The organism is Vibrio sp. B1FIG11, assembly GCF_905175335.1.
Taxonomy (GTDB): Bacteria; Pseudomonadota; Gammaproteobacteria; order Enterobacterales; family Vibrionaceae; genus Vibrio; species Vibrio campbellii.
This window is the reverse complement of sequence record NZ_HG992751.1, coordinates 457912-473419: the sequence shown is the minus strand read 5'-3', so window position 1 is coordinate 473419 and position 15508 is coordinate 457912. Positions and strand designations below refer to the sequence as shown.

Below are 15508 nucleotides of genomic sequence, written 5' to 3'. Positions count from 1 at the left end.
TTAACGCTTTTCGGTCAAAGCGACAATGGCTTGTGCGACAACTCGGTCAGCATTCAATTTTGCAGCGCCACGCGCTTGCTCAGCCATTGTAAGTAAAGCTTGTCGATCCAATTGTTGGATCTGCTGAGTCAATGACTCAACGGTTAAATCTGGTTGTTCAATCATTTTCGCCGCACCGCAATCCACTAAGTGGTCTGCATTCAGTGCTTGCTGACGGTCTTTATGCATAAACGGAACAAAAATAGCCCCCACGCCTGCCGCCGAGACTTCCGAAACGGTTAACGCTCCTGAACGACAAACCAAAAGGTCAGCCCATGCATACGCTTCTGCAACGTCGTCAATGAACTCTGTAACGTCTGCATTCGCAACACCATTCGCTTGGTATGCTGCGTTCACCTCTTCAGCGGAGCCTTTGCCCGCTTGATGACGAATACAGTAATCATCGCCCAATTTTGCCATCACTTCTGGCAGAGTTTGGTTAAGAATGCGTGCGCCTTGGCTGCCGCCCATCACCAAAATACGAATTGGACCTTGACGTTCTTGCATGCGCTCAGTTGGCGCGGCCAATTGAGTCACGTCTTCACGAACGGGGTTGCCAACCACTTCAGCATTTGGAAACGCACCTGGGAAAGCTTGAAATACCTTCTTCGCGATTTTCGATAACCATTGGTTCGTCAGGCCTGCGACTGCATTCTGCTCGTGCAGCACTACAGGAATACCACTCATCCAAGCGGCAATACCACCAGGACCGCTAACATAGCCGCCCATGCCAAGCACTGCGTCTGGCTGCCAGCGTTTCATGTGAGCTCGAGCTTGCATGATGGCATTGATAATTTGAAATGGTGCAGCAAGAAGACGCTTAACGCCTTGACCTCGTAGACCTTTTACTTTGATAAAGTCGATTTCAATGCCATGTTTTGGCACTAGATCGGCTTCCATTCTATCCGCGGTGCCTAACCAACGAATCTCCCAACCTTGTTCTTGTAGCTGCTTCGCTACCGCAAGACCCGGGAACACGTGACCGCCAGTACCACCAGCCATCACCATCAAACGTTTATTTTTCTTCATCGACTTGTTGTTCTGATTCTTTCTGGCCGCGCTTCAAGCGGCATTCGTGATCGATTCGCAGCAAGATAGATACTGCCACGGACATGATAATAAGACTCGAACCACCATAACTGATCAGTGGAAGAGTAAGACCTTTGGTTGGAACGATGCCTGCTGCTGCGCCAACGTTAACCAACGTCTGAAAAGCAAACCAAATACCGATGCCAAATGCGAGGTAACCACCAAACATTTCGCCTTCATCAAAAGCGCGCTTACCAATGTAGACCGCTTTTAATACCAAGCTAAAAATCAGCATGAGTACTAATACCACACCAACAAACCCGAGCTCTTCTGCCAATACTGCAAAAACGAAGTCGGTATGCGCTTCTGGTAGGTATTCGAGTTTTTGGATTGAGTTACCGAGGCCTTGACCAAACCACTCACCACGGCCAAACGCCATGAGTGATTGTGTGAGCTGATAACCGCTACCGAATGGATCTTCCCAAGGGTCTAAGAATGACGTAACACGGCGAATACGGTACGGCTCAACCAAAATCAAACCAACGACCGCAGCGATACCAGCAATCATCAGAGCTAAGAACTGCGTGAGCTTAGCGCCTGCAATGAACAACATGCCAAACAAGGTCACCAGCATTACGACCACAGTACCTAAGTCGGGCTGACCAAGCAGCAAGACCGCGAAGAAGGCAAACACCATAATCGGCTTCATGAAGCCGCCAAAGAAAGTTTGGCGAACTTCGTCTTGCTTACGCACCAGATAACCGGACATGAAGACAAATAGCGAGAGCTTGGCGACTTCGGCAGGCTGCAAGTTGAACAGACCCAGCGGGATCCAACGTGAGGCACCGTTCACCGACTTACCAGCAACTAATACGATGATGAGCAAGCCAAAAGCAAGCCACAGTAGGTAGTGGCTCTTCTTGAACCACTCCTGCAAAGGCACTTGAAGAATAACGGAGGAAACACCAATCGCGAGAACTAGGAATGTGGCATGACGGAACATGAAGTGAAATGGCTGATCCGTCAAACGTGAGCTGATAGGAAATGATGCTGATGTCACCATCACCAAGCCAGTTAACATCAAACCCAGCGCAATCCAGACAAGTTGACGATCAAAGAGCGCCTCTGGTGCAGGATGCTTAAGCCAAGTGCCAATACTGCGTTTAACGTTACCTAAACCCACGAAGTGTGTGACCTTTAATTATGCGTATTTCTCAGCAAGAGCTGCGAATGCGTCACCTCTTGCCATAAAGTTGTCGAATTGATCAAAGCTAGCACATGCCGGAGACAGCATCACCATATCGCCCGTTTTTAACTGCGAAGATATCTGTTGAATCACATCTTCCATGGTGTCGAAACGAGTTGCTGATTCATGCAGTGGCATAAATTCATCGCCATCCGCGCCAAAGCAGCAAAGTTGTAGGTTCAGTGTTGCGAAGATCGGTTTTAGTGGAGTGAAGTCAGCGCCTTTGCCAACACCACCAACAAGCAGGTACAGCTTGCCTGTCGACTCTAAGCCAGAGAGTGCAGCCATAGTGCTCGCAATATTGGTCGCTTTAGAGTCATTCACCCATTTTACGCCACGATTATCCGCAACCACTTGGCATCGATGTGTCAAACCCGTGTAAGTTTTCAGTGCATTCAATGATTTGTGGTAGTCCACACCCGCCGCTTTAAGCAGAGCAAGTACCACAAGCGCGTTAGCTAGATTGTGCTTACCAACCAGCTTTAATTCATCACTGGCAATCACACGCTGACCATGATCAAGCAACCAAGTACGGTTACCATCTGCTTCAAGGCCGTAAGCTTGCTCATCACTTCCGAACGTCACCAACGGTGTTTCAGTATTAGGGAAGGTTTCTTGATCATCACGGTTAACTACTGCCAGCTCCGCGTTATCAAAAATGCGCAGTTTAGCTTGTCGGTAGTCCAACATGCCCTCATAGCGATCCATGTGATCTTCGGAAAGGTTCAGAAACGCCGCCGCTTTAAGCTTCAGACTTGAAGTGGTTTCGAGCTGGAAACTGGACAACTCAAGCACATACAAGTCTGCATCTTGCTCTAGCAAATCGAGAGCAGGAACACCGATATTACCACCGACACCCACTGTTAAGCCTGCAGCCTTCGCCATTACACCCGCTAAGTCAGTAACTGTGCTTTTACCATTAGAACCGGTAATCGCAATAACTGGCTTATCGACTGCCCACGCGAAGAGTTCGATATCACCAACAACTGGCGTTCCTTTCGCAAGAACCGCTTGTATCTCTGGTGTCGCTAAGGCAATACCCGGGTTAGTCACCACTAAGTCGGCCTCTGCAAGCCACTCAGTATTCCAACCACCACTGTGCAGTTCAACTTGCTCTGGTAAGCGCTCAGCTCCCGGAGGAGTCGCACGTGTATCGATGACTTTAACCGTCAGTTGCGGCTGTATTTTTGTTAGGTGTTTAACGACAGAGAGCCCGGTAATACCGAGCCCTACAACGACGACCTTATGTATGTTTTGCCAACGTTCCATATTTGATCACGCAATTTGTCTTGTTCTTGGAAGGTGCGATTAACGCACTTTCAGTGTCGCTAGACCAATAAGAACAAGAACCATAGAAATAATCCAGAAGCGCACGATTACGCGAGGCTCCGGCCAACCTTTTAATTCGTAGTGGTGGTGAATCGGTGCCATGCGGAAAATACGCTGGCCGCGCAGTTTGTAAGAACCTACCTGAAGAATTACCGATAGCGTTTCCATTACAAACACACCACCCATGATCACCAGTACCAACTCTTGACGAACCAATACTGCGATTGTGCCAAGCGCACCACCAAGTGCTAGTGAGCCCACATCGCCCATGAACACTTGTGCTGGGTAAGTGTTAAACCACAAGAAACCAAGACCTGCACCAACAATTGCCGTACATACCACAACCAATTCAGAAGCGTGCGGTAAGTAAGGAATGTGGAGGTATTCAGAGAAGTTAACGTTACCCGTCGCCCATGCAATCACCGCAAAACCAGCCGCAACGAGAACCGTTGGCATGATAGCTAAACCATCTAGACCATCGGTTAGGTTTACCGCGTTACTGGTACCCACGATTACAAAGTAAGTCAGGATAATGTACATCAAACCAAGTTGCGGCATGATGTCTTTGAAAAATGGCACCACAAGCTGAGTTGCTGCAGTATCCTTGCCGTAAGCGTACAGAGCAAAAGCCACTACAAACGCAATTAATGATTGCCAGAAGTACTTCCAACGAGCAATCAGACCGTCAGTGTTCTTGCGCACGACCTTACGATAGTCATCGACAAAACCGATCGCACCATAACCAAGAAGAACGGTCAGTACCGCCCAAACGTACGGGTTCGACAAGTCAGTCCATAACAGGATAGTGATAGAGATAGCAGCCAAAATCATGATACCGCCCATTGTTGGGGTACCACGCTTGCTAAAGTGGGATTCTGGACCTTCGTTACGAACAACCTGACCAATTTGTAGCATCTGTAGACGCTTGATCATAATCGGTCCCATCCAAAGAGACAGACCTAGAGCGGTTAGAACGCTGAGGATTGCTCGAAAAGATAGGTATTCAAACAATCGGAAAAAAGATAGGTATGGCTGTAGCAGCTCGGCAAGCCAAATAATCATTAATAATACTCCTTCAAAGCAGCAGCGACTTCAAACATACGTGCACCGTTCGCGCCTTTCACCAATATCGTGTGGTGTTCAGGAACCGCTTGGTCTAGATGCTGCTTGATGTAGTCAATCATCTCTTGATGTGTCTCGAAATGGATGCCATCGCAAAGCTCGCTAATGACCTTTGCATCCGCACCATACGTGAGAACATGTTCAAATTTTTGTGGGGCAGCATGTTCCCCGACTTGACGGTGAAGTGCAAGACTTTCCTCACCCAACTCCGCCATATTACCTAAAATCAACCAACGTTGGCCTTGGAATGCCGCCAGTAAATCGACCGCCGCCTTCATGGCAGGAACGCTAGCGTTGTAGCTGTCATCAATAAGCTTGATTTTATCGCTCAACTCTTCCACTTCAACACGACCTTTTACCTTGTTTAAGTGCTTAAGGCCTAAACGAATCTCTTCTAATGTCGCCCCCATTTTCAAGGCAATGATAGAAGCAGCAATTGCATTCGCCACGTTGTGTTGACCAATAATACCCAGAGACAGTTCAATTTCTTGTGAAGTTGCAGCGATATGTAAGTCAAAGCTTGCTTCACCTGCGGCGCTCATCACGATGTTGGAAGCGTAAAAGTCAGCATCCGCGTTACTTTGTGAAAAAGTAATCACATTCTTATCTGCTAATACTTCATCCCACTTCGCTCCGCCATTGCTATCTAGGTTTACGATCGCAATACCGCCAGCTGCTAGCCCTTGATAGATTTCACCTTTAGCTTGTTTCACGCCATCGATAGACCCGAAACCTTCAAGGTGCGCTGCCGCCACGTTGTTTACCATAGCAATGTCTGGCTTAACTAATTGCGTGGTGTACTCAATTTCACCAATGTGGTTCGCACCCAACTCGATCACCGCGTAGTCATCGTCTTGTTGCGAACGCAGCAAGGTCAATGGCACACCAATGTCGTTGTTGAAGTTGCCCGCAGTAAACAGCACTTTACCTTTCAACTGCAAAATACTGGCAACCATCTCTTTTACCGTGGTTTTACCACAGCTACCTGTAATGGCGACCGTCGGCGTTTGGCATGTTTGGTGAACCCAAGCTGCCACTTGCCCCAATGCTACCTTACTATCGCCGACAACGACTTGAGGCACATTCACATTAACGCGTTTTTGTACCAATAGTGCGCCTGCGCCCGACTCTACTGCTTGTTGGCAGAAGTCGTGAGCATCAAAACGCTCTCCAACCAAAGCAACAAATAGAGCGCCTTGTTCGATAGATCGAGTGTCAGTCGAAGCAGATTCAATAGAAAGATCGTTACCAACCAGTTCACCGCCAGTAATGTCGGCAATTTGAGAAAGCGTTACTGTGATCATGATGAAAGCCCCAATAGTGCCATGGCTGACTCGCGGTCAGAGTAATGGATGGTTCCAGAATTTAGAATTTGGTAGTCCTCATGACCTTTACCGGCCAGAAGTATAATGTCTTGCGAAGAAGCATGCTCAAGTGCGTAAGACAGCGCTTTGAAGCGGTCATGTTGCACAATCGCCTCAGCTGGTTTGGTTAAACCAGCCAACATGTCTTTCATGATCAACGCTGGGTCTTCGCTACGAGGGTTGTCATCGGTAAGTACCACTTTGTCACCCAAACGTTCAGCGATTTCCGCCATCATTGGGCGCTTACCAGCATCACGATCACCACCACAGCCGAAAATAGCCCAAAGCTCACCGTGGCAATGTACACGCAATGCTTGCAGCGCTTTTTCTAGCGCGTCAGGCGTGTGAGCATAATCCACCACTACTTTGGCATTATCGTTTGCTTGGAACAGTTCCATACGACCAAGAACGGGCTGTAATTGGCCTGCTGTTGCCAGCAAATCTTGCTTGCTGAAACCTAGACTAAGTAACGTTGTGAATGCCAACATCAGGTTCGCGGCATTGAACTCACCGATAAGTGGTGCATGCAACGTGCCTTCACCAAACTTGCCATCAAACTCAATCGTGATGCCAGATTCAGCATAAGCGATGTGGCTTGCATACACGCTTTGAGAAAATTCTGTTGTTGGTTTGAGTGACACGGCAAGCGCGTTGTTCAATTGCTTCGCCCACGCAGCACCCACAACATCATCGACATTGATAACAGCGTGACCACATTGATGTTCAGTAAACAGGGTTAACTTAGCGTTGGCGTATTCTTCCATCGTACCATGGTAATCGAGATGATCACGACTCAGGTTAGTAAACACGCCAGCAGCAAAAGACAGCGCTTTAACGCGACCTTGAATCAAACCATGAGAAGACACTTCAAGCGCTGTGTATTGCGCTTTTTGCTCAGCGAGCGAAGACAGTGTTTTTTGGATTTCAACGGCGTTGCCTGTGGTATTCGCAGCTTCTTGTAGATTATCTAGAAAGCCATTCCCTGTGGTACCCATGACCGCTGCTTTTGAACCAACCAAATCAATCCATTGAGCAATCAGTTGAGTGATGGTGGTTTTGCCGTTGGTGCCAGTGACACCAATCAAATCCATCGTTGGGTAGGTATACAAGTGACCTGCAATTTCAGATAGGCACTTATCCAGCGCATCAAGGTAAATCACTGGAACATCATCAACAATCTCAATCGTGCCATGCGCTTTTTGCTCACAAGCTTGAGCAATCACCGCATTCGCACCTTGCTCAATCGCGGTTGGGATAAATTTACGTCCATCCACAACATGGCCAATGATAGCTACAAAGGTTGTTCCAGATTGAACTCGTCGACTGTCGAGCTCTAATTCAGAAACAAGAATGGACGACAAACTCGGGCAATCGACCCAAGTGGAAAGCAGCGTGTCCATACTGATGGCTTTAGTCATATTTATTCTCCGAGCATTAGCTCAGCTTTCTTCATTTTGTTTCTCAGTACGCTAATAAGCCTACTGTTGGAATTTATTTTCGTCAGGGGCAACGTTCAGAATTTGCAGTGCGCCTTTCATGATTTCAGAGAAAACTGGCGAGGCTACCGAACCACCGTAGTAGTCGTCACCTTGTGGTTCATTAACCACAACCACAAGCGCTAAACGTGGGTCACTTACTGGCGCAACACCTGCCGTATAGTTGATGTACTCATCACTATAGCCACCTGCACTTGCCTTTCGTGCGGTACCTGTTTTGGCACCGACTCGGTAACCAGGAACCGCAGCACGACGAGCAGAACCACCTTTTTGCGTTACCGTTTCAAGCATATCTAAGACGAGACGAGCGTTCTCTTTGCTCACAACTTGGCGTGCCATGTCATTATCGTTACTTTCGATAATATGGATCGGCTCATACTTGCCCAAGTTACCTAGCGTCGCATAGGCATGCGCTAGTTGGATTGGCGTAACTGACAAACCATAACCAAACGAGATAGTCGCACGCTCAATTGGAGACCAACGTGAGCGGCTCGGGAAAATACCCACCACTTCACCAACCAAGTTCAAACCTGACAGCTCGCCAAGACCAACAGAACTGTACAAGCCAAGTAAAGCTTCAACCGGCATTTGCATCGCCAGTTTGGTCACACCGATGTTACTCGATTTCTTAAGAATGGTAGTTAGGCTCGCTTTGCCGACTTTTGGCGCATCACGAACGCGGCTACCACCGAGTTGAAGAATACCGTTGCCCGTATCAACGATCGTATCTTTGTCTGCCACCCCATTTTCTAAGGCGGCCAAAACAACGAATGGCTTAATGGTTGAGCCTGGCTCTAGTGAGTCAGTAATCACGCGGTTACGCATTTTGTAACTTTGCCAATCACTGCGGTTGTTTGGGTTGTAAGAAGGCGCGTTGACCATCGCCAGAACCGCACCCGTTTTAACGTCCAGAATAACAACCGATCCAGATGTTGCACGGTGATCCGCTACGGCCTGCTTGATCGCTCGATAAGCGACGGCTTGAATGCGTTGGTCGATCGTCAGCTGTAGCGGTTTACCTTCTTGCTTCTCTTCAAGGGCAATGTTCTCTACCACGCGACCATAACGGTCTTTACGGATGGTTTTCTTGCCAGCAGCACCAGTTAACCACTCGTCATAGCTTCGTTCCACGCCTTCTAGGCCGTGGCCATCAATGCCAGTTACACCAACTAAGTGAGCACTAACCTCACCAGCAGGGTAGTAGCGGCGAGATTCCGACTTCAAACCGACACCAGGTAGTTTGAGCTCACGAATGTAGTTCGCCATTGCCGGGCTAACTTGGCGTTGTAGATAGATAAAGCGGCGCTTTTCGTTTTTCTTAATTTTGTTGATCAGGCCTTGGCGATCTAAGCCAAGTACGTCTGCAAGTGCATACCAACTCTTCGTTTGCTGCAGAGCGCCTTCTTTGAAGATAGTTTTAGGATCAGCCCACACGGCTTCAACAGGAACACTCACCGCAAGCGGTTCGCCATTGCGATCGGAGATGATACCGCGCGCCGAAGGAATGGCTTTAACACGGACAGAGCGAAGGTCACCTTGTTTGATCAAGTTGTCAGGCTCTATAACTTGAATATAGGCCACTCGCCCAACGAGAAGAGCGAAGGCACAGAAGACAAAAAACAGCAGTAACTGAAAACGCCAACGAATCAAAAACGATTCTGGCTCTTCAACCACTTCTGCTTGTTTCGTTTCTTTGGTAGGTTGCGGCTTTGTAGTAGCTACTTTCTTTTCTTTCGCAGCAGACTTGCGCGTATTTCCTTGTTTAGATTTGGCTTTCTTTCCAATCATTTTAGCGTGATAACCACTTCTTTATCGCCATCTGGTCGTTTCATTTCAAGATCCTTCTTTGCCAAGTCTTGAACACGACTGTGTTCCGCGAGGGCTGTTTCTTCCAACATTAGGTTGCGCCATTCGCTATCCAATCGCTCTCGCTCAACCAATGTATGATCTTTTTCAGTGATCGCCTGACGCGCATGATGGGTGGCAAATACCACTCCCATTGCCGTTGCGAAAATCAAAATCATCAGCAACAACGACCAGCGACCAACGGTAATTAAGTCCGTCGCAATCAACTTAGCAAGGTTAGGAGTGGTTTTCGTCATAATAATTAAAGCTTTTCTGCAATTCTTAGCACTGAGCTTCGAGAGCGCGGGTTCATGTCAATTTCTTGTTTCGTTGGCTTATTCGCTTTACCAATCGGCTTCATGTTCGCACTGCCAAGCGCACGGATTTGCTCTTCCGTCATCGGAATACCGTGTGGCACTTCTGGGCCTTTGCTCTCTTTACGGATAAAACGTTTCACCATGCGATCTTCCAATGAGTGGAAACTGATCACAGACAAACGGCCTTCAGGAGCCAAAATACTTGCCGCACCTTTTAGTGCCGTATCAATTTCTTCTAATTCACTGTTGATGTAAATGCGAAAAGCCTGAAAAGCGCGAGTCGCTGGGTGTTTTTTCTCTTTAAAGCTCTTTGGTGCCGCATCGGAGATCAATTTTGCTAACTGACCAGTACGAACCATTGGCTCGTTTTCTTCATCTTCGCGGTAAGCTACGATCGCTTTGGCAATGCGACGGGCGTGTTTGTCTTCACCAAACTCACGAATAACCCAAGTAATGTCATCAAGGTCGGCTTCCATCAGCCATTGAGACACAGGAATGCCTGATGTTGGGTCCATACGCATGTCTAATGGGCCGTCTTTCATAAAACTAAAGCCGCGTTCAGCATCATCAAGTTGCGGAGACGACACACCTAGGTCTAGCAATACACCGTCAACTTTACCAACTAGGCCATACTCTTCTGCGTATTTCGCCATACCTGAGAACGGACCATGAATGATAGTGAAGCGCGGGTCATCGATTTTCGCGGCTTCTGCGATGGCTTGTGGGTCTCGGTCGATGCTATACAGTCGGCCATTTTCACCCAGTTTCGACAAGATAGTTCGGCTGTGACCGCCACGGCCAAATGTTCCATCGATATAGATACCATCGGGTTTGATAGCCAAGCCATCAATGGATTCATTTAATAACACGGAGATATGTTGAAATGTTTCGGTCATAGCTGTCTCGTTGAATGATCTTGAAGCGATTCTTTAGTGTACTGATTTCCCACATCATCGCCACCTCAAGTCTAAAGTTAGACGTGATTCAGCGCCAAGTTTATTGGTAATGACATAGTTTGCGTCAATTAAATGCAAAAAACCCATCACTACCGAAGTAGAGATGGGTCTCGAATAGGTGGAGCCGACACATAAGCCGGGTTCTGTTCCGCTTGCGCGGCGGTAGCCATTCGTCTAGGCCAGCAATCACTCACTGGCTCGAGCAACCTACCCGCCTCCTTACGCGAGCAACGCAATGTGGAGGCCTATTTGGTCTTGCTTCAGGTGGAGTTTACCCTGCTACGAACTATTACTAGTCGTCCGGTGCGCTCTTACCGCACCCTTTCACCCTTACCTGTGCCCTAGGGCCATCGGCGGTCTTCTCTCTGCTGCACTTGTCGTAGGCTTGCGCCCCCCAGGCGTTACCTGGCACCTTGCTCTATGAAGCCCGGACTTTCCTCCCCTTTGTCAGTCTCCCGAAGGACGTCAACGTCAGTCTCCCAAAGGGACTTCGACGTCAGTCTCCCGAAGGACATCAACAAAGCAGCGACTACCCAGTCAGCTCCGAGGGCGGATTGTATAGAGTTATCCCCCCAGAGTCTAGTGAGATCACAGAAATGCTGAAAACGGTTGGTTAAGTGGTCAAAAAGGCAGCGATGGATAGGAACGCTACGCTTCAGGAATCGGGAATCGGGAATCGGGAATCGGGAATCGGGAATCGGGAATCGGGAATCGGGAATCGGGAATCGGGAACATGATGCTCCGAGGGATAGTTTTGCAAGTAAAGTTGAAAAACGAACGGACGCCTGTATTAGCAACGCACTTTCTTAGCCTTATCTATGTAAACCTAAAAGCTAACTGCCCTCACACAGGAAACTACCAACGCGCACCTCTCGAAGCGAAGCATTCTAAAAGCGCGAGAGCTCATCAAACAAAAGGGAGCCGCGTTAACGACTCCCTTCTCAATCTTATCTAAATATCTCTGAAAACTAACGGCTCTTGCACGAAACGGCCACAGCGCACTTCTCGATTCTCGATTCTCGCATCTCGAAGCGAAGCGTTCCCAAAGCGTTAGCGTTCTTTATGCTTAGCCCAGATTCTCCAAGCCCCACTTATACAGTGCGTTTTTCTTTAGGCTGTAGATTTCTGCAGCAAGTGCTGCGGCTTTCTTCAATGGAAGCTCTTTAGTCAAAATACCCAGCGTACGGGTTGCTTCGTCTGGCAGGCTGTCTTCTGTAGAGTCACGGTGGCCGTGGATAAGCAGAACCATCTCACCGCGCTGTTGGTTATCATCGCTTTTTACCCACTCAATCAGTTCACCTAGTGGCATTCCTTGAATGGTTTCAAAGGTTTTAGTTAACTCTCGCGCCAAGACAACTTCTCGTTCTGGACCAAGAACGTCTAACATATCTTGTAGAGAGTCTAAAATGCGATGCGGTGATTCATAGAAGATACAAGTGCGTTCCACTGACGCAATTTCCAAGAACTTATCTTTACGGCCTTTGCTTTTCGGTGGTAGAAAGCCTTCAAAACTGAAGCGATCAGAAGGTAAGCCCGATGCACTTAACGCTGTGATGACCGCACACGCACCAGGAAGAGGCACAACTCTTACGCCCGCTTGACGACATTTTGTTACCAAGTGGTATCCTGGATCGCTTATTAGCGGCGTACCAGCGTCAGAGACCAATGCAATTGACTGACCTGATAGTAGCTTTTCAACTAAAACTTGCGCCTTTTGCTGCTCATTATGATCGTGTAGCGCGAAAGTTTTGGTTTGAATATTGAAGTGAGACAGTAATTTGCCCGTATGTCGAGTATCCTCAGCGGCAATGATGTCCACATTCGACAGAACTTCGATAGCACGTTGTGTGATATCCGCTAAATTTCCGATTGGAGTCGGTACGATGTAGAGAGTTGGCCCCTCATTCGGCAACTTATTTTTATCTGTCATTTGTTTACCATCACTTCAACGATTAATATAGAGACAATTTTGTACAAAATTATAGAGAACTCACGGCAATGATGAACCATAAGAGACTCAGTGTACCACGCTTACTCACTCCTGTTGCACTGGCAATTACGCTCGCAGCCTGTTCTTCAGGTCCGCGACAACCAGACAGCGTAGACATTACACTTGAGCCGACACAGTCTGTTCAGAACTACATGATTCAAGCGGATAGCACCGAAGGCAGCTTGCAAAACGACTGGTTGATCATGGCGACCAAAGCAGCCATCCAAGCAAACGAATTGGATCAAGCTGAACTGCTGATCAAACGTCTTTCTCGTCAACAATTGACCGAAGTTCAACAAGCCGAGTGGCAATTAGCCCGTGCGACCATACAGCAAAAGCAGGGCAATTACTCTCAATTGCTACAAACACTGAACTTTAAACCTTGGTGGAAACTACCGAGCGAACAGTGGAAAGACTATTATGAGCTGCGTGCGGATGCTTACCAAAGCTTGAACCAACCATTCGAAGCAAACCGCCAGCTAGTCGCACAAGGTCAATATGCTTCGTCTGCCGAGCAGCGTGAAATCTCTAGCCGTATTTGGATGAACTTTGGCAGCTACTCAGAGAGCGAACTGACATCACTGCAAACCGAACCAAACGAAGATGTGCTTGATGGCTGGTTACAGCTAGCTATTTATGCAAAGACGCTTTCAAGTAATATTCCTCAGCTAAAAAACACCCTTGAGCGCTGGCTAAGTGAAAACCCTTCACACCCAGCAGCTGTTTACACACCCGCTGAAATCCAAAACATCTTATCGTTAGAAATCGTTAAGCCTAACAACACGGCGCTACTGTTACCTCTAACGGGTAAGTTTGCTCCGCAAGCTCAGTTGATCCGTGATGGCTTCATTTTTGCGATGATGAACGATGACATGCGCGAGCCGAGCGCAACCTTAACAGTCATTGATACCCACGCTTACAGTGCGGATCAAATCAAGCAACGCCTGATCAACGAGAACATCGATTTTGTTGTGGGTCCTCTGCAAAAAGAAAACGTAGAGAAACTACAAGCGACCTTGGATGGCTCTGAAACTGGCGTAAAAATCCCAGCTCTTGCATTGAACATTCCTGAAGACGTTCAACCGGGTACTGACATGTGTTACTTAGCACTGTCTCCAGAGCAAGAAGTGGCGCAAGCGGCGAAGTACTTGTTCAATCAAGGCTACCAATTCCCAATGATTTTGGCACCGAACGGTGCTTACGGTCAGCGCGTGGTTGAAGCGTTTAATGAAGAATGGCGCAAGTACAGCTCAAACAAAGTGGCTTCAAGCTATTTTGGTGACAAACGCCAGCTGCAGAAGAACATCAACAACGTATTTGGCCTACAAGAAAGCCAACAGCGTATCGCACAAATGCAGTCTCTGATGCGCATTTCATTAGAAAGCCCACCACGTAGCCGTCGTGATGTGGATGCGGTTTACATTGTTGCTCGTAGCTCTGAGCTCACACTAATCAAGCCATTTATTGAAGTGGCGATTAACCCTGATGCGAAGCCACCTAAACTATTCTCCAACTCACGCAGTAACAGCGGTGGTGCAACGTACGAAGATCTTTCTGGCGTAGCATACAGCGACATTCCAATGTTGATTAACCCAGATCCAACCATCGCGGCAGAAATGAATGAGCTATGGCCAGATCAATCTAACATGGAAAAACGCCTTGAAGCGCTTGGTATGGATGCATACAAGCTGATCGGTGAGCTACCACAAATGAAGCTTCTACCGGGTTACTCGGTTAGCGGTCAAACTGGTGTGCTAAGCATTAACAACAATTGTGTTGTTGAGCGTGAGCTAGACTGGGCTGAGCGTGGGGCTCTTTAGTAAGCGACAAATTGGTAATCAATACGAAACCCTGGCGAAGCAGTATTTGCAGCGCCAGGGTTTGCGCTTTTTAGATCAAAATTTTCTGACTAAAGTCGGCGAAATTGATTTAATCTTCCAACAAGGTGAAACTATCGTCTTTGTTGAGGTCAAATATCGTAAGAATGATAGCTTTGGCTCAGCAGCAGAAATGGTCACCCGCGCAAAAATGCGTAAACTAGTCAAAACAGCCCAAATTTGGCTAAGCCAGCAAAAACGCTCGGCGTACAATATCGATTATCGGTTTGATGTGGTCGCCATTCACGACAGTGGTCGAGACATCAACTGGATACAAAATGCAATCTCTGAAGGATAAACGATGCTAGACAGCATTAAAGACAGTTTTACAGAAAGTATTCAAATTCAAATTGCGGCAGCAGAAGCGCTGCCAGATGCCATCACTCACGCCGCTCAAGCAATGGTGTCGAGCCTACTCAATGGCAATAAAATCCTATGCTGTGGCAACGGTGGCAGTGCCTCGAACTCGCAACAGTTTGTCTCTTGCCTTTTGAACCGATTCGAAACTGAACGCCCTAGCCTTCCAGCAATGGCTTTAACAGCAGACAACACAACATTGACTGCGGTAGCGAACGATTACCACTACCAAGAGATCTTCTCTAAGCAAGTACGCGCATTTGGCCAACCTGGCGACATCCTTCTGGCAATTTCGACCAGCGGTAACAGCAAGAACGTAACCAAAGCAATGGAAGCGGCGGTAACACGTGACATGACCATCATTGCTCTAACAGGTAAGGATGGCGGTGAGATGGCCGGCCTACTTGGCGAGAATGATGTTGAAATTCGAATCCCATCACATCGCACAGCGCGCATTCACGAAGTACACATGGTGACACTTCACTGCCTGTGTGATCTAATCGACCAAGTACTTTTCCCAGCTCACGAAGAATAACTGAAT

The 15508-nt window shown here is 47.8% G+C and carries 13 protein-coding genes and 1 other RNA gene; 3 read left to right on the top strand and 11 right to left on the bottom strand.

Going from position 1 to position 15508, the window contains the following annotated elements; all coding sequences use genetic code 11:
• The 11 genes from murG to rsmI all read right to left on the bottom strand — a co-directional run bounded on the left by murG (window position 1) and on the right by rsmI (window position 12673).
• A complete protein-coding gene (gene murG, locus KHO06_RS02230) occupies window positions 1-1068 on the bottom strand; it encodes an undecaprenyldiphospho-muramoylpentapeptide beta-N-acetylglucosaminyltransferase (RefSeq protein ID WP_047480586.1) in 1068 nt (355 codons plus the stop codon).
• Window positions 1055-2251, bottom strand: a complete 1197-nt coding sequence (ftsW, locus tag KHO06_RS02225) for a cell division protein FtsW (protein ID WP_038888955.1) — start codon at window positions 2249-2251, stop codon at window positions 1055-1057. The genes murG and ftsW overlap by 14 nt, the downstream gene beginning before the upstream one ends.
• A gap of 18 nt (window positions 2252-2269) precedes the next feature.
• Window positions 2270-3583, bottom strand: coding sequence for a UDP-N-acetylmuramoyl-L-alanine--D-glutamate ligase (murD, locus tag KHO06_RS02220; protein WP_212582039.1), 1314 nt, complete (start codon window positions 3581-3583; stop codon window positions 2270-2272).
• A 39-nt stretch (window positions 3584-3622) separates the two neighbouring features.
• Entirely contained in the window at window positions 3623-4705 is a 1083-nt protein-coding gene (mraY, locus tag KHO06_RS02215) for a phospho-N-acetylmuramoyl-pentapeptide-transferase (RefSeq protein ID WP_005428568.1), read from the bottom strand.
• On the bottom strand, window positions 4705-6069 hold the full coding sequence (gene murF, locus KHO06_RS02210; RefSeq protein ID WP_212582038.1) for a UDP-N-acetylmuramoyl-tripeptide--D-alanyl-D-alanine ligase: 1365 nt from the start codon (window positions 6067-6069) through the stop codon (window positions 4705-4707). The genes mraY and murF overlap by 1 nt, the downstream gene beginning before the upstream one ends.
• Window positions 6066-7547, bottom strand: a complete 1482-nt coding sequence (gene murE, locus KHO06_RS02205) for a UDP-N-acetylmuramoyl-L-alanyl-D-glutamate--2,6-diaminopimelate ligase (protein ID WP_212582037.1) — start codon at window positions 7545-7547, stop codon at window positions 6066-6068. The genes murF and murE overlap by 4 nt, the downstream gene beginning before the upstream one ends.
• A 60-nt stretch (window positions 7548-7607) precedes the next feature.
• Window positions 7608-9413 (bottom strand): penicillin-binding transpeptidase domain-containing protein, encoded by a 1806-nt coding sequence (locus KHO06_RS02200; RefSeq protein WP_141179837.1) that lies wholly within the window; start codon window positions 9411-9413, stop codon window positions 7608-7610.
• On the bottom strand, window positions 9410-9727 hold the full coding sequence (gene ftsL, locus KHO06_RS02195) for a cell division protein FtsL (protein ID WP_005428577.1): 318 nt from the start codon (window positions 9725-9727) through the stop codon (window positions 9410-9412). Before ftsL ends, KHO06_RS02200 begins: the two co-directional genes overlap by 4 nt.
• A 5-nt stretch (window positions 9728-9732) precedes the next feature.
• Window positions 9733-10683, bottom strand: coding sequence for a 16S rRNA (cytosine(1402)-N(4))-methyltransferase RsmH (gene rsmH / locus KHO06_RS02190; RefSeq protein ID WP_005528721.1), 951 nt, complete (start codon window positions 10681-10683; stop codon window positions 9733-9735).
• Between the two features lie 176 nt (window positions 10684-10859).
• An RNA gene (gene rnpB / locus KHO06_RS02185) (RNase P RNA component class A) lies at window positions 10860-11288 on the bottom strand.
• Window positions 11289-11809: 521 nt separating this feature from the next.
• On the bottom strand, window positions 11810-12673 hold the full coding sequence (gene rsmI, locus KHO06_RS02180; RefSeq protein WP_077201105.1) for a 16S rRNA (cytidine(1402)-2'-O)-methyltransferase: 864 nt from the start codon (window positions 12671-12673) through the stop codon (window positions 11810-11812).
• Between the two features lie 68 nt (window positions 12674-12741).
• Between rsmI and KHO06_RS02175 the strand changes: the two genes are divergently transcribed.
• From KHO06_RS02175 to KHO06_RS02165, 3 genes are read left to right on the top strand one after another with little or no spacing between them, the layout of a single operon-like run.
• A complete protein-coding gene (locus KHO06_RS02175) occupies window positions 12742-14553 on the top strand; it encodes a penicillin-binding protein activator (RefSeq protein ID WP_045370013.1) in 1812 nt (603 codons plus the stop codon).
• Window positions 14540-14908 (top strand): YraN family protein, encoded by a 369-nt coding sequence (locus KHO06_RS02170; protein ID WP_005428580.1) that lies wholly within the window; start codon window positions 14540-14542, stop codon window positions 14906-14908. Before KHO06_RS02175 ends, KHO06_RS02170 begins: the two co-directional genes overlap by 14 nt.
• A 3-nt stretch (window positions 14909-14911) precedes the next feature.
• The gene (locus KHO06_RS02165) at window positions 14912-15502 is read left to right on the top strand and encodes a phosphoheptose isomerase (RefSeq protein ID WP_005428581.1); all 591 of its coding nucleotides are present in this window, start codon (window positions 14912-14914) and stop codon (window positions 15500-15502) included.
• Window positions 15503-15508 lie beyond the last annotated feature (6 nt).

Excerpts from the sequence above, each read along its gene's own strand:
- murG (WP_047480586.1), bottom strand. The coding sequence starts at position 1,068 with ATGAAGAAAAATAAACGTTTGATGGTGATGGCTGGTGGTACTGGCGGT.
- murD (WP_212582039.1), bottom strand. The coding sequence starts at position 3,583 with ATGGAACGTTGGCAAAACATACATAAGGTCGTCGTTGTAGGGCTCGGT.
- mraY (WP_005428568.1), bottom strand. The coding sequence starts at position 4,705 with ATGATTATTTGGCTTGCCGAGCTGCTACAGCCATACCTATCTTTTTTC.
- murF (WP_212582038.1), bottom strand. The coding sequence starts at position 6,069 with ATGATCACAGTAACGCTTTCTCAAATTGCCGACATTACTGGCGGTGAA.
- murE (WP_212582037.1), bottom strand. The coding sequence starts at position 7,547 with ATGACTAAAGCCATCAGTATGGACACGCTGCTTTCCACTTGGGTCGAT.
- KHO06_RS02200 (WP_141179837.1), bottom strand. The coding sequence starts at position 9,413 with ATGATTGGAAAGAAAGCCAAATCTAAACAAGGAAATACGCGCAAGTCT.
- ftsL (WP_005428577.1), bottom strand. The coding sequence starts at position 9,727 with ATGACGAAAACCACTCCTAACCTTGCTAAGTTGATTGCGACGGACTTA.
- rsmH (WP_005528721.1), bottom strand. The coding sequence starts at position 10,683 with ATGACCGAAACATTTCAACATATCTCCGTGTTATTAAATGAATCCATT.
- rsmI (WP_077201105.1), bottom strand. The coding sequence starts at position 12,673 with ATGACAGATAAAAATAAGTTGCCGAATGAGGGGCCAACTCTCTACATC.
- KHO06_RS02175 (WP_045370013.1), top strand. The coding sequence starts at position 12,742 with ATGATGAACCATAAGAGACTCAGTGTACCACGCTTACTCACTCCTGTT.
- KHO06_RS02165 (WP_005428581.1), top strand. The coding sequence starts at position 14,912 with ATGCTAGACAGCATTAAAGACAGTTTTACAGAAAGTATTCAAATTCAA.